The 13,748-nt window shown below is 64.9% G+C and carries 11 protein-coding genes; 5 read left to right on the forward strand and 6 right to left on the reverse strand.

The window, feature by feature from the left end; genetic code table 11:
• Positions 1 to 382 precede the first annotated feature (382 nt).
• Positions 383 to 2,362 carry a tetratricopeptide repeat protein gene (locus ABT186_RS05730; RefSeq protein WP_502973142.1) on the forward strand — a complete coding sequence of 660 codons (1,980 nt, stop codon included), beginning with the start codon at positions 383 to 385 and terminating at the stop codon, positions 2,360 to 2,362.
• A 242-nt stretch (positions 2,363 to 2,604) separates the two neighbouring features.
• Positions 2,605 to 2,946, forward strand: a complete 342-nt coding sequence (locus tag ABT186_RS05735) for a hypothetical protein (protein WP_351923754.1) — start codon at positions 2,605 to 2,607, stop codon at positions 2,944 to 2,946.
• A gap of 157 nt (positions 2,947 to 3,103) precedes the next feature.
• On the opposite strand, the gene ABT186_RS05740 is transcribed toward ABT186_RS05735, so the two are convergent.
• Complete coding sequence (locus ABT186_RS05740) at positions 3,104 to 3,538, reverse strand: hypothetical protein (protein WP_351923756.1); 435 nt, start codon at positions 3,536 to 3,538, stop codon at positions 3,104 to 3,106.
• Positions 3,539 to 3,548: 10 nt separating this feature from the next.
• Positions 3,549 to 5,096, reverse strand: a complete 1,548-nt coding sequence (locus tag ABT186_RS05745) for an alpha/beta fold hydrolase (RefSeq protein ID WP_351923758.1) — start codon at positions 5,094 to 5,096, stop codon at positions 3,549 to 3,551.
• Positions 5,097 to 5,407: 311 nt separating this feature from the next.
• Here ABT186_RS05745 and ABT186_RS05750 point away from each other — a divergent pair, with 311 nt between their 5' ends.
• Positions 5,408 to 6,091, forward strand: a complete 684-nt coding sequence (locus ABT186_RS05750; protein ID WP_351923817.1) for a maleylpyruvate isomerase N-terminal domain-containing protein — start codon at positions 5,408 to 5,410, stop codon at positions 6,089 to 6,091.
• Positions 6,092 to 6,198: 107 nt separating this feature from the next.
• Here ABT186_RS05750 and ABT186_RS05755 read toward each other — a convergent pair whose 3' ends face one another.
• The 4 genes from ABT186_RS05755 to ABT186_RS05770 all read right to left on the reverse strand — a co-directional run bounded on the left by ABT186_RS05755 (position 6,199) and on the right by ABT186_RS05770 (position 12,013).
• Positions 6,199 to 6,729, reverse strand: coding sequence for a YbaK/EbsC family protein (locus ABT186_RS05755; RefSeq protein WP_502973143.1), 531 nt, complete (start codon positions 6,727 to 6,729; stop codon positions 6,199 to 6,201).
• 40 nt (positions 6,730 to 6,769) lie between these two features.
• Complete coding sequence (locus ABT186_RS05760; RefSeq protein WP_351923760.1) at positions 6,770 to 8,440, reverse strand: penicillin-binding transpeptidase domain-containing protein; 1,671 nt, start codon at positions 8,438 to 8,440, stop codon at positions 6,770 to 6,772.
• A gap of 95 nt (positions 8,441 to 8,535) precedes the next feature.
• Positions 8,536 to 10,170 (reverse strand): penicillin-binding transpeptidase domain-containing protein, encoded by a 1,635-nt coding sequence (locus ABT186_RS05765; RefSeq protein ID WP_351225995.1) that lies wholly within the window; start codon positions 10,168 to 10,170, stop codon positions 8,536 to 8,538.
• Positions 10,171 to 10,273: 103 nt separating this feature from the next.
• Positions 10,274 to 12,013, reverse strand: coding sequence for a dolichyl-phosphate-mannose--protein mannosyltransferase (locus ABT186_RS05770; protein WP_351923762.1), 1,740 nt, complete (start codon positions 12,011 to 12,013; stop codon positions 10,274 to 10,276).
• 85 nt (positions 12,014 to 12,098) lie between these two features.
• Between ABT186_RS05770 and rsmI the strand changes: the two genes are divergently transcribed.
• Together rsmI and ABT186_RS05780 are read left to right on the forward strand one after the other, a co-directional pair.
• Positions 12,099 to 12,974, forward strand: a complete 876-nt coding sequence (rsmI, locus tag ABT186_RS05775; RefSeq protein WP_351225999.1) for a 16S rRNA (cytidine(1402)-2'-O)-methyltransferase — start codon at positions 12,099 to 12,101, stop codon at positions 12,972 to 12,974.
• 309 nt (positions 12,975 to 13,283) lie between these two features.
• Positions 13,284 to 13,727 (forward strand): hypothetical protein, encoded by a 444-nt coding sequence (locus tag ABT186_RS05780; protein ID WP_351226001.1) that lies wholly within the window; start codon positions 13,284 to 13,286, stop codon positions 13,725 to 13,727.
• Positions 13,728 to 13,748: the final 21 nt, after the last annotated feature.

Genomic DNA, 13,748 nt, shown 5'->3' on the forward strand with positions numbered 1-13,748 from the left:
ACGTGCGCCGGACACGTCGTAGACCGTACCTGGGTCAACTGCTCAACACGAGGGTCACTGTGATCAGGCAAACTGCGCGCACTGAAAGGGTTTCGCCGGATCTGTACCCGGTCCCCGGGTCTCGGTAGCATTGTGTCCTTATGGAGGGCCGCGCAGTCTCACAGGGTGCTGACATGCAGAACGAAATCAACGGTGGCGTGTTTTTCAACGCGGTTATCCAAGGGCACCAGGTAAACTTGCAACTCCCTGCAACCATAGCCCCGTCCTTATCTGGGATTCCTCGACGCTCATCCACGTTTACGGGACGCGATCAAGAGCTTAAGGAAATAGCTTCTGCCCTCGCCCCGAGTGAAAAAACGGAATAGCACTCGCCTTCTCAGGGATGGCAGGAGTTGGCAAGACAGAGCTTGCGTTGCAACTCGCCCATCGCGTACTCAAAGAGCCTGGATGGTTTCCAGGTGGATCCCTATTTATTGACCTTGCAGGATACGATTCGGAACGAAGGATCCTGCCGGGGGCTGCGCTCGGACAGCTCCTTCGATCTCTCGGGATTCCCGCTGAAGCAATTCCGGATGACACTCAAGAGTGCGCCCGCATTTATCACTCTGCCTTGCAGGCATACGCCCAACAGGGGCGGCGAATTCTTATCGTCGTCGACAATGCCGATTCGGTCGAACAGTGCTCGCCGTTGATTCTCAGCGACGATGTCAACGCAGTCTTGATCACATCGAGACATACGCTCGCTGTGGATGCCACCCGATATGACCTAAGTGTACTATCCCCCGAATCTTCGCAGGAGTTGATTGGATCAGTCCTTCGCAAATATAGCGCCGGCAAGGATACGCGTGCAGATCAAGAGTCTGGAGCACTCTGTCGAATAGCACAGCTATGCGGGTACCTTCCGCTGGCTCTGCAGATTGCGGCGGCACTGCTGGCAGATTCGCCAAACCGCCCTCTGATTTCTCTGGCAGAGGATCTGGCCAATGCGCAGACTCGGCTAGACACTCTGGAACGTGAAGAACGTACTGTTCGTGCGGTCTTTGAACTGTCGTACACAGCCTTGCAAGAAGATCAGGCCCGGCTCTTTCGATTGCTTCCGATCAATTCTGGGCCCGACATCTCCACGGAGACGGTGGCACATTTGGCCGACCGCGAGGAACGCGTGGCTAGTCGGCTCCTTGAGTCGCTTGCCCGAGCACATCTGATCGAGATAGGCCGGGAATGGGGACGTTGGCGCCTGCACGACTTGCTTCGCCTCTATGCTGAGGAGAAGGGAATGGAGCAGGCCCGTGAGAATGAACGAAGGGAGGCCGTTCGGCGGCTGACCAGCTACTATGCCAACGTTTCCGAGGCTGCAGATTGGATCCTCAGGGGTGGCTCATCGAAAGCGGAGCGTCGAAATTTCCAGAATAGGAGAGGTGACGCTCTCAAGTGGTTTGAGGCAGAGGAACCAAATCTCCTCGCCGCTGCCCACCTTGCGGAGGGCTCCGAACTGACTAAAGAAGCGTACTTGATTTCAATGCACCTTGGGCTCTACCTTGATATTCGTCGCAGGCTATCTGATAGTGCACGTGCGGCAAATACTGCGCTCAGGGCGGCACGCCAAGCCCAAAACATTGAATGGCAGGCAAGAGCTTTGAGTCATGTAGGGCTCGCCTTGTCAAGCGTTAGGCGTTTCCGCGAAGCAATAGGACCTCTCAGGCTAGGGGTCAAACTCTCACGGGAGGCGGGGAATCAGCAGGTCGAATGCGACTGCCTCCTCGCCCTGGGGGCGGCACTAAAGGGGGCAAGCGGAGCGGACGCAGCGGTCGCCCCACTGCGTCGCGCACTGAATCTCGGGAAACAATTGAAGAGTCCGATTAGCGTAGGGACTGCACTGACGAATCTTGGAAGTGCTTACAGGGAATCCGGCAGGCTTAAAGAGGCGGCTGAGGCGTACTCTGAGTCGATCACCTATCATCACATTAGTAGGGATCGCCGAAAAGAAGCCTCCGGATATTCCGGACTAGCTGCCGCGCTTTTCCAGATGGGCGATATTTCGACGGCATTTCCACACTTCGGTAAAGCAATTAAGATTTACCAGGAAGTGGGAGATGAGCACGGCCTGGCCATTGCCTTGATGAACCTCGGAAACGCCCATATGGGCATGGGAAACCTTGAAAAAGCGCGCCAGATATACAAGCGAGCCAGGTTGCACTATCAAGAGAGTAGCGACAAACAGGGTGAAGCCGCCACTCTACTCAACTTGGCCACTTTGGAACGCACCGCGGGAAATCCCGGAAAGGCGCGTATCTATTCCCAGCAGGCGCAGGGCATGCTTAACACAGCACCATGGATAGTCCCAAACATCACCGGGCCCTGATCCGGTACGACCGGGGCCAGCGCGAGGCCGCCAACCTCAGCAAAGCCGCCGCACTCCGCATCGGCCAGGAAGCCGGCCATGGCGACATCATGGCTTGGGCGTGGGATATAGAAGCTTGGTTCGCCCTCACACAGAGCCGTTGACAAGACATGCTCAACGCCGTTGAAGCCGGACGCGCCTAGGATCAGACACACTCCGTCGGCGTCCAGCTCTACGCGCACAAGGCCCGCGCCGCCGCACGCATGGGAGACGCCCGTCTGGTCCGCGACTCCTTGGATGCCGGCCGCGCCCGCCTGCACCGGCTCCCCCGTCCCGACCACCCGGAACACCACTTCATCATCGACCCCGACAAGTGGGACTTCTACGAGATGGACGCCTACCGCCTCCTCGGAGACGATGAGCGCGCCGCCGCCCACGCCCGAGCAGTGATCCGAATAACCACCGGTCCCGACGGACCCGAGATCTCCCTGATGCGGGCCGCGGAAGCCCGCCTTACCCTCAGAGTCGCCGCCGCTCGCACAGGCGAGATCGAGGAAGCTATTGGTACGGGTACAGCAGCCCTCGAAGTCGACCGGAAGTTTTAGTGAGTTGGACAAAGAGCTACGCGCCAGATACCCCCGCGAAGCCGCCACACGCAACTTCCATGAACAGGTTGACAATCAAGCAAGGAGCCGCCAGGCCTGAGCTTCCGTTCTAATTCCGACCACTCGCAATCCGAGCTCCCCTTAGATAGGGCCTCGCTTAGACAGTGAAAACCAGCCCACACATCAGGCAATGAATCCGATCCAGCCGATCTTCGAGAATTTTGAGCGGCTCAAAGGGATGGCACGGTGGTTCAACAATCACCATGTCGTCCGGATCGCTGGGGGGCTCGGCTACTTCAGAGCGAGGACTCGGCGAAAACTTAAATCCCGTCCCTGATAGCTCACGCCCGATTTCCTCGGTAACCGGTTCACGTGCCACTGAGGCCATATATTCCAACTGGGTAGGAGTCCACCAAGAATCCTTCCCTGCTGGCACTCCACAGTATGGGCAGAAGTAGTTTTCCGGATCAAGGAAATCATCCGGCCTTTCCGCGGTTTCCCCATAGAACCACTTAAATTCGCTCTCACAGGTTGGACATTCCCTGCGGATGAATCCAGAGCTGTCGAGAGTAATTCGCATTGAAATCTCCACGCCCGACTCCCTAGATGCTAATCTTCGAGAAAAATCGCACCGTACCTCCGCCTTCGAGAGATCCTGTGATCTCGGCGTCGAAGATACCTTTCCCTCCACCCATCACGACCGACACGGGAAGTCTCACACTGTCACCCGGCCGCATGATGTCGATAGGGAGATCGTGGTCGATTAGGCGGAAGCTACTGGCCTCAGAGGGAAAGGCAACCGAAACATTCAGAATGTCGGAGGTTCCAGTATTGGAGACAATAAGTCGATACCTGCCGCTATATCCTTCCAATCGGGCTGTAAGCCTGGCCTCCTTCTTTCTTTCAGGTGGTTCCTGGAGAATTCTCCCCTTCGGGGCTTGCTCCTGGGCATGGTCGATAAGATCGCGCTCGTTGAGCAAGTTCACAAGAACGTCATAGGTCTCGAAGAATTCATCTCGCAGGCCGTGAAGGCGCATCTCATCCACTGAAGGCTGGTGTACCCTAAGCTTCAAGACCCACCCATCTTCGGGGTGCTCCAGATCCTCAGCGCCACTTGCCGCTCTAGGATCAGCAAAGAGCAGGTCGAGCATTCCCTGCATAAGTCTCCCACCTGCCTCCAGACAAGAAGTCTCCGCATTCCGAAGATCTGAATCCACATACTGGATCGGATTGGTTGTCATGCGAGTCATTCCTTCTTCGAGCAGCCGATTCACCTTGCCGCTGACCGTGAAGAAGTCCTGAACACGCAGATGCCGAAGCCAGCCAGCCAAAGGAGGAAACGCCCGGAGGAAACTCTGCGCCCTCGCTCGATCGCCCAAATGCGTAGAAGGCGGCACTTCTAGAGCCTTTGAAGATTTGACACGCGAGGAATCTCTGCCAGCCTCATACACAGCCTGGGTCTCAAACAGTCTCGTGCGCAGCACTTGATAAACTGCATCGTCTGAGCTTGCCGCCCGAATAATCCTGCTATGGTCGCCCGGAAGCATGGCAGCATGAAGAAATGTACTCTGCGCCGAGGCCCTCTTGACTACATTGTCTTCAGTGCCGCCATATACCCAGATAGGAATGCGGCATGAAGACGATCCAACTTCAGCAGCATTGACAATCTGATTCTGCACCGTGCGATGGGTGTCCGTGACCAGGTCATTAAACGGGCGAAGAGTCTGCTCCTGGGGGTGTCGTTGCCACCATGCCCGTCGGAGGCTGAGTGCAAATTCCGACCCCGTGTTCGGACAAGCGAACAACACAATTCCCTGAATCCTTGCCAGATCCCTTCCGCGCCCTTCCGTCAACATTCTCGCCAGATACCTCTGGATAATCAACCCACCCTGGCTATGCGCCACCAAGAAAAGGCGACTATGGCTGCTCTTCTGGTCATGAAGGTAAGCCTTGAGCAAATCGGCAATGTCATCGAGGGCAGGGATGCGTCGATCTGGCCGGAACCGGATCTTCGGAGATGCATAGCTGAAGCGGTACGCAGACGCGAACGACAGTTCACTGTCCCTTGCCATGAGTGACCCAATGGAGTCCCACGTGGCCGGGCCGGAGAAGAGCCCGTGAACGAACACCACGTCGAGGTTGTCCTGCACTGTGCCCGCCGCTTTCAAGGTTGTCGACCCATTCAAGGTGGATAACGCGCCGATTCTGCCCCATCCCCGCTCGTTCGCGATAGGCCATCGCGTGTATCACAGTTTGTAATCATGCGGATACGGAAACTATACGGCGCCATCACCTACTAGCGTGCCGCGGTCATCCCAGCAAAGTGCGACACACAGTCCTCCTCCGCCAATGCGCTGACCAGCGGATTTATTACTCTATGAGTCCGACTTGACCGACATGCCCCTCTGGGCACGTTTGAGATCTGCTGCTGCACCAGTTCTGGCGGAGTAGCTTGATCGACATGGATCAGGGGCGGGTAGTTGAAGCGTTTTGTCTTGAGGCGAGGCAGGTCGCGCGGGCGATGACCGGGGTCTCGGCGGCCGAGTGGCGTCTGCCGACACGGTGTGCACCGTGGAATGTGAGCGACTTGCTGGCTCATGTCCGGGTGGTGATTGCCTGGCTGCCGGGCATGCTGGCCGCGCCGGCGCCGCCCCGGGCCGAGGTCTCGGCAGTGGAGTACTACCGGCCCGACGACCGTTTCGCTCCGGACACCAACGCGGCTCGGATCGCTCTGGCCCAAGATCATGCGGCCGAACGGGTCAGCGGTGCCGCGCTCGCCGATGACTTCAACGCCACTTGGCAACAGGTGGACCGATTGTGCCGGGCCGAACCCGAAGGGCGTGCGGTTCGCACCCGGCACGGCGATGCGATGCTCCTGTCGGAGTTCCTGCTGACGCGCGTGGTTGAGGTCGCCGTGCACGGCCTGGACCTGGCCGACGCCCTGGGGCGCGAGCCATGGCTGACTTCCCAGGCCGCAGATGTGGTGCAGGATCTTCTGCTCGGCCCGGACGGGGCCGCGGCACTGGAGAAGCTGGGCTGGAGTCAGCTTCGCTTCCTGCGCAAGGCGACGGGGCGCGAGCCGATCACCAGCGAGGAAGCACTGGACGTCAGCCGACTGGGCATCCGGTGGCTCACGCTGGGATGAGAACCTCGCCGACTGACGCCGGCGAAACGGTAGATCTCCATCGCGCTCTCACGGCGCGGGACGAGGCCGCAGCGTACGAAACCGCTCAGCCGCGGTGACGGCCGGCGTCACGTGGACTGCTCGCGCACGTCCACCAGCGTGCCGCCCGCGTGGGCGATCAGTGTCTTCGGATCCATCGGGAACACGGTGTGCGGGGTGCCCGCAGCGGCCCACACCGTGTCGTGGTCGAGCAGCGAACGGTCGGCGAGCACACGCGTCTGCGTACGGTGCCCGAAGGGCGGCACGCCGCCGATCGCGTACCCGGTGGTCTCCCTCACGACGTCCGCCTTGGCGCGGGTGACCTTCTCGGCACCCAGCTCCTCCCGGACGCGCTCCACGTCCACCCGGGACGCGCCGTCCATCAGAACGAGAACCGGCACATTGTCCGCCGCGAAGATCAACGACTTGCAGATCTGGCTCAACTCGCACCCGATCGCCTCCGCGGCCTCCGCGGCCGTACGCGTCGCGTCCGGGAAGCGGCGGATCTCGGCGTGGAGTTCGCCGAGCCCGAGCTCTTCGAGGGCCGCGGCGAATCGGGGATGGGCTCCTGATTCCGAAGACGTCATGAACGGCACGCCGGCGATGGGTGTACCGCGCATGCGACCGGGTATTCGGGCGGCCCCGGCCGCCCGCCGTGCGTCAGCTCCCCGCCCGCAGCAGCGCCGCCACGATCGGCCCCGCCGAGTCGCCGCCGTGGCCGCCCGCCTGGACGACGCCCGCAGCTGCCAGATCGCCCTTCCAGGCGGTGAACCAGCCGTTGGGCTGCTTCTGGCCGTCGACCTCCGCCGAGCCCGTCTTCGCGCCGTAGTCCGGGCCCAGGCCCGCCATCGCCTTGGCGGCCGTCCCCGCTTCGGCGGTGTACTGGAGGACCTCCCTCAGCTGGGCCTGCGTGGACGCGGACATCGTGCGGGTCGCCTTCGCCAGGGTGCGGTTGTCCACCGACGAGGCGACCAGGTAGGGCTGGTGGAAGACGCCCGTCTTCGCCGTCGAGACCACCGAGGCCATGTTTAGCGGGTTCATCCGGACGCCGCCCTGGCCGATCAGGGACGCAGCCATCTGGGCCGCGCTCTGCACCGGGACCGCGCCGTCGAAGGTCGGGACGCCGATGGCCCAGTTGTTCATGCTCAGTCCGTAGATCTGCTGGGCGACGTTGGTGAGGTCGTCGTTCTGCAGTTTCGTCGCCTGGCTGATGAAGGCCGTGTTGCAGGAGGCCGCGAAGCTCGACTTGAATGTGCCGTTCTTGATCTCGAACTTGTTGTCGTTCTGGAACTTCCAGCCCCCGTACGTCACGAACTTGGGGCAGGGGTGTGCCTTGTCCGCCTTCGCCAGGCCCTTCTCGAACAGCAGCGTCGACGTCACGATCTTCATCGTCGAACCCGGCGCGAGGGAGCCTTGGAACGCCACGTTGAAGCCGTGGTCGTGGTTCGCGACCGCCAGGATCTCGCCCGTCGACGGGCGCATGACGACCACGGACGCCTTGTCCTTCGTCGTCACCTCCTGCTCCGCCTTCGCCTGGAGCGTCGGGCTCAGCGTCGTCTTCACGGTGCCCGGGGTGCCCTCGCTCAGCGTCACCAGGGTCTTGTCGGGCGTCTTCTGGGTGCCCTTCTTGGCCGCCTTGCGCGCGATACGCAGCTCGATGCCCGCTTTGCCGCCCGCGGTCTTGCCGTACTTCTCGCGCAGGCCGTCCAGCACCGTGCCGAGCGACGGGTACTTGGCCGTCGTGAGTTCGCCGCCGTTGCGGTCCAGGGCCTTGACCGGGGGCGTGCCCGCCTCACCCGTCACCAGGCGGTCGCCCTCGGTCAGGTCCGGGTGCACCACCGACGGCTGCCAACGCACCAGCGGCACACCGTCCTTCGCCCGGCGCACGACGGTCAGCCTCGACGCGTACGCGAGCGGCTTGCTCATGCCCTTGTACGACACCGTCGCCTTGACGGAGAACGGGACCGACGTCCCGGACGGCGTGCCGCGGGTCAGCGTCACGCCTGTGATGTGCGCGTCCTTGCCGTAGCCCGTCAGGAGCTGCGTCGCGGCGGCCGAGTCGTCCGTGGCGGCTGCCGCCTTCGCGACGTCGCCGTGCTGCCAGGCCGTGAGGAACGCCGTGGCCGTGGTGCGGACCTCGGAGGCGGACGGCGGGCCGATCTTCACGAGCCTGTGGTGCGCCGCGTCCGCCGAACGGTCATCGGCCGCGGCGCCGCCGCCGAGCAGGAAGTAGGCGCCGGCCGCCCCGACCACACAGACGAGGGCGATCGCGCCCCCGATCACCAGCGGCCGGTTGTTGGTGCGCTCGGTGGCGCGTCTTCTCTTGCCCACAGCTCCCGATCCTCCGCAGTCCCCAGGTCCCCCCGGTGCCTCACACTCCTCAACGAGAACAACCACACTAGAGTCCCGCAGTGACACGGGTGACGTCAGCCGCCGGTTCGTAGCACAGCTGCGACGATAGGACCGGCCGCGTCGCCGCCGTGCCCGCCCTCCTGGGTCATGGCCGCCGCCGCGACATCGCCCCGGTAGCCGGTGAACCAGCTGTTGGACTTCGTCTGTCCGTCGACCTCCGCGGACCCGGTCTTCGCGCCGATGTCCCCGCCGAGCCCGGCCATCACGCGCGCGGCCGTGCCCTCGGTCGCGGTCAGCCTCATCATCGCCTTCAGCTGGGCGACCGTGCCGGCGGACAGGCCCCTGGCGGTCGCCAGTTGTCGGTTGTCGAGCTTCGGCGAGACCAGGTACGGCTGGCGGAAGGTGCCCGTGATCGCGGTCGCCGTCACCGACGCCATGTTCAGCGGGCTCATCTGCACCTGGCCCTGGCCGATGGCGTTGGCCGCGCGGTCCGGGCCGGTGGAGGCCGGGACGCTGCCGTCGAAGGAGACGATGCCCGTCTTCCAGTTGTCCTGTCCGAGGCCGAAACGCTCCTGAGCCTCGGCCGTCAACGACCCGTCCGTGAGCGGCTTCTCGTCGATCAGCTTCACGAACGCCGTGTTGCACGACCGCATGAAGCTGTTGGCGAGACTGGCGTGCAAGTTGGGCGCGAGCCCCTTGAGGTTGGTGAACGTCTGGCTCTGCCACGTCGCCGAGGGCGGGCAGGGCGCGGCACCGTTCATCGTGGTCACGCCGTTGTCGATGAGCATCGCCGACGTGATGATCTTCATCGTGGAGCCGGGCGCGAGCCGCCCCTCGAAGGCCGCGTTGAAGCCGTCCGTGCGGTGGTTGGCGACCGCGAGCACCTCACCCGTGCTCGGCTTCACCGCCACCACCGACGACTCCGCGAACTCCTGGACCGCCTGCTCCGCCGCCGCCTGCACGGGGGCGCTGAGCGTGGTGTGCAGCTTGCCGGGCGTGCCCTTGGCGAGGGTCAGCAGGGTCTTGCCGGGCGTGTTCTGGTCGGCACGCTCGACGGACAGCTCGATGCCCGGCTTTCCGCCGGCCGCGTCGCCGTACTTCTCGCGCAGCGCCTCCAGGACCGGGGCGAGGGACGGGTACTTCTCCGCCGTCAGCACCACGTCGTTCCGGTCCACCGCCTCGATGGGCGGGACCTTCGCCTCACCGGTGACGAGCGTGTCGCCCTTCGCCAGGTCCGGATGGACGACGGACGGCTGCCAGTCGACCAGCGCCCGCCCGGTGGTCTGCCCGCGCACGACGGTCAGTCTGCTCGCGTACGCGAGGGGCTTGGACTTCCCCTCGTAGGACACCGTCGCCTTGACGGAGAACGGGACCGCGTCCCCGCTCCGCGCGCCCGGTGTGATGTGCACCTCGGTGATGTGCGCGGCGGTGCCGTATGCGGTCAGCAACTGCTGCGCGACCCCGGCGTTGTTGGTGTACGAGGCCGCGGCGGCCGCATCGCCCTTCTCCCAGGCGGCGAAGAACTTCGCACTCGCCTCCTTGACCTCGCTCGCGGACGGCGGGCCGGTCTTCACGGGCGCGGGCCCGCCGACCCCGCTCCCCGGCCCCCCGCTGAGCGCCGTCAGGACGTTGTACGCCCCGTATCCGGCTCCCCCCACCATCACCACGAACACCCCGCCCACTATGGCGGTCTTGACCCCCTTGCGCATGGCGCGTCTCCCCCTCCCCGTAGGCCTCGCACTGTAGGCGGCCAGGGGGGCGGGGGTGACGGATGTGTTCGATTGTTGTCCGAAGAGTGATCAGTGATGTGACCTAAACCCAGGTATCCAGCCACATCCGTGAACGCCAGGAGTCGATCGGGATCGCCGTACCCGTGTACAGGGGCCAGAAGTAGATGAAGTTCCAGGCGATCAGCAGGACCAGGACACCCGCGCCCGCCGCTCCCACGATCCGGCGGCGTTCGTCCGAGCCGGGCGGACCGAGGATGGCGCCGATCATCATCGCCACCGCAAGGCACAGGAACGGGACGAAGACGACCGCGTAGAAGTAGAAGATCGTGCGCTCCTGGTACATGAACCAGGGCAGATAGCCGGCGGCGATGCCGCATGCGATCGCGCCCGCCCGCCAGTCGCGGCGGAACGCCCACCGCCACAGGATGTACAGGATCGCGAAGCAGGCCGCCCACCACAGCAGCGGGGTGCCGATCGCCAGGACCTCGCGGGCGCACTTCTCGCCCGCGTTCACCGGGCAGCCTGCCTGGCCGGGGGACGGGGACTCGTAGAAGTACGAGACCGGACGGCCCACCACGATCCAGCTCCATGGGTTCGACTGGTACGTGTGCGGGGACTGCAGGCCGATGTGGAACAGGTAGACCTCGTGCTCGTAGTGCCACAGACTGCGCAGCCAGTCGGGGAGGAAGGTCCAGGTGCCGCCCTTGCCGTCGGTGGCCGCCCAGTTGCGGAAGTAGCCGCCGGAGCCGTTGGAGGGGGAGAGGATCCAGCCGGTCCATGAGGCGAGGTAGACGCAGACCGCCACCGGGATCGTGGCAAGGAAGGTCAGGCCCAGGTCGCGCTTCAGGACCGCCGTGGCGGTCTGGCGGGCGCCGGCGACCTTGCGGGCCGAGTAGTCCCACAGGACCGCCATCACGAAGAACGCCGCCAGGAAGTACAGGCCGTTCCACTTGGTGCCGATGGCGAGGCCGAGCAGCACGCCCGCCAGCCAGCGCCACGGGCGCCGGCCGAAGCGCGTCGTCTCCGCCGTGTGCGGGTCGGGGCGCACCCGGCCGTCCGCGTCCGCGGGGAGCGCCGCCGCCAGTCTGGCGCGCGCCTTGTCCCGGTCGACGATCAGGCAGCCGAAGGCCGCCAGTACGAAGAACTCCAGCACGCCGTCCAGCAGCGAGGTGCGGCTCATCACGAACTGCAGCCCGTCCACCGCCATCAGCGTGCCGGCCAGACAGCCCAGGAACGTCGAGCGGAACAGGCGGCGGCCGATGCGGCACAGCAGCAGCACCGCCAGCGTGCCCAGCAGCGCCGTCATGAAGCGCCAGCCGAACGGGTCGAACCCGAAGATCAGCTCACCGAGCCCGATGACGTATTTGCCGACCGGCGGGTGCACCACGTACGCGGCGTCGGTCGGGATCGGCACATGACCGTTGTGCTTGAGGATCAGGTCGTTGGCGTCCTTCGCCCAGTTGGACTCGTACCCGTTGTGGATGAGCGCCCAGGCGTCCTTGGCGTAGTACGTCTCGTCGAATATCACCGCCCTGGGGCTGCCCAGGTTCCAGAACCGCATCAGCCCGGCCATGAACGTCACGAGCAGCGGACCGCCCCACGCCGACCAGCGCGTGATGCGGTCGGCGACCTCCTTGCGCAGGCCGATCGCCGCCCAGATACGCGGGCTGGGCTCGCTGTACGGAGGCACCAGCCGGTCGCGGACGTCGCCTCTCGGGCGCTCCGTGTATCCGAAACGGCGCAGCCGCTGCTGCCACGACGGCCGCTGGTCTTCGGTGGCCTGGCCCTGCCGGGTGTCCGTGGAGGACGCGGTACTGGTCACCGCGCCATCGTAGGGAACACGTCTGTGTGAGTCCCGTGCTTGGGCCCTACCCGATCGGGTAGGGCGCGCCTGGGAGTATGGAAACGTGACAGTTGCACCCGGAACCACGACCGGAATCCTGGTCCTCGCCGGCACCCCCATCGGGGACATCGAGGACGCGCCGCCACGGCTCGCGCACGAGCTCGCCACCGCCGACGTGATCGCCGCCGAGGACACGCGCCGGCTGCGCCGGCTCACCCAGGCGCTGGGCGTGCAGCCGGCCGGGCGTGTCGTGTCGTACTTCGAGGGGAACGAGGCCGCCCGGACGCCGGAGCTGGTCGAGGCGCTGGCGGGCGGGGCACGTGTGCTGCTCGTCACGGACGCGGGGATGCCGTCCGTGTCCGACCCGGGGTACCGGCTGGTCGCCGCCGCCGTGGAGAAGGACATCCGGGTGACGGCCGTGCCCGGGCCGTCCGCCGTGCTCACCGCGCTCGCGCTGTCCGGGCTGCCGGTCGACCGGTTCTGCTTCGAGGGGTTCCTGCCGCGCAAGGCGGGGGAGCGGCTGTCGCGGCTGCGCGAGGTCGCCGAGGAGCGGCGCACGCTCGTCTACTTCGAGGCCCCGCACCGGCTCGACGACACGCTCGCCGCCATGGCCGAGGTGTTCGGCGCCGGGCGCCCGGCCGCCGTCTGCCGTGAGCTGACCAAGACGTACGAGGAGGTCAGGCGCGGTCCGCTGGGCGAGCTGGCGGTGTGGGCCGCCGAGGGCGTGCGCGGTGAGATCACCGTCGTCGTGGAGGGGGCCGGCGAGAAGGCCGCCGAGGAGCTGGACGCGGCCGAGTTGGTGCGCCGGGTCCGGGTGCGGGAAGAGGCGGGGGAGCGGCGGAAGGAGGCGATCGCGGCCGTGGCGGCGGAGGCGGGCCTGCCCAAGCGTGAGGTCTTCGACGCGGTCGTGGCCGCGAAGAACGCCGGTGGAGCACGGTGAGCTCCTGGGGCCTCCGAAGGGGCTCGCACCCCCTCTGAGCAGGGTGCATCTCCCATGAGCGTGCGCCCCATGGGTGAGCAAAGGGCTGTCGCCGAAAGCAAAGTCGTCATGGCGCGACCGGGTGGATTTGGCAAGCGAAGTCCAAATCGCCTCCAACACTCGACAGGTCTGATGCGTTCGCGTCGGCGAAGGCGTCCACTGGTTGAAGGGACGCACCCGTCCCTCGCCCACAGTGGGACCCCGCGGGATTCAGGGGGAACCCCGCCCCACCGGGGCGCTTGTCCAGCGGACAAGGCAAGAGGAGCTCGCATGAGTGAGATCGCAGGGCAGACCGGCCGGACAGCCGCGGCCGGTGCCGTCACCGGACAGACCGACCGAGGCGCGGCACATGCTGTCGTACACGAGTCCTATTCCTTCGCCTGTATGCGATGCGGGCACGGTTGGGAGCAGTCGTACGAGATAGAGCATCACCACGACGGCGACGGCCACGAGTTCGTCAGGTATGTGACGGGCGGTCGCATCGTCCCGTCACCGCTGAGCCAACCCACCTGCCTGAACTGCGACAGCCATGTGGTGCGCATCATGCGCCCCGGCCAGGTGTCCTCCGCGCAGAACTCCCTGCACCGGCACCACCACCACGCCGCTCAGCCCGTCGGGGAGGGCCTCGACGAGCCGCAGACGGAGCCGAAGGCGGACCACCACTGGCACCTCTCGGACCTGCTCCACCCGTTCCACCACCGCAAGGCGGGATGAGCCCGCCGGGGAGCGGCTCCC

This window comes from Streptomyces sp. NPDC001634 (assembly GCF_040298185.1).
GTDB lineage: Bacteria > Actinomycetota > Actinomycetes > Streptomycetales > Streptomycetaceae > Streptomyces.

Bases quoted from the DNA above. Each gene is read 5' to 3' on its own strand.
- ABT186_RS05750 (WP_351923817.1), top strand. From the start codon at position 5,408: ATGGATCAGGGGCGGGTAGTTGAAGCGTTTTGTCTTGAGGCGAGGCAG.
- ABT186_RS05735 (WP_351923754.1), top strand. From the start codon at position 2,605: ATGGGAGACGCCCGTCTGGTCCGCGACTCCTTGGATGCCGGCCGCGCC.
- ABT186_RS05730 (WP_502973142.1), top strand. From the start codon at position 383: ATGGCAGGAGTTGGCAAGACAGAGCTTGCGTTGCAACTCGCCCATCGC.
- ABT186_RS05765 (WP_351225995.1), bottom strand. From the start codon at position 10,170: ATGCGCAAGGGGGTCAAGACCGCCATAGTGGGCGGGGTGTTCGTGGTG.
- ABT186_RS05780 (WP_351226001.1), top strand. From the start codon at position 13,284: ATGAGTGAGATCGCAGGGCAGACCGGCCGGACAGCCGCGGCCGGTGCC.
- ABT186_RS05755 (WP_502973143.1), bottom strand. From the start codon at position 6,729: ATGCGCGGTACACCCATCGCCGGCGTGCCGTTCATGACGTCTTCGGAA.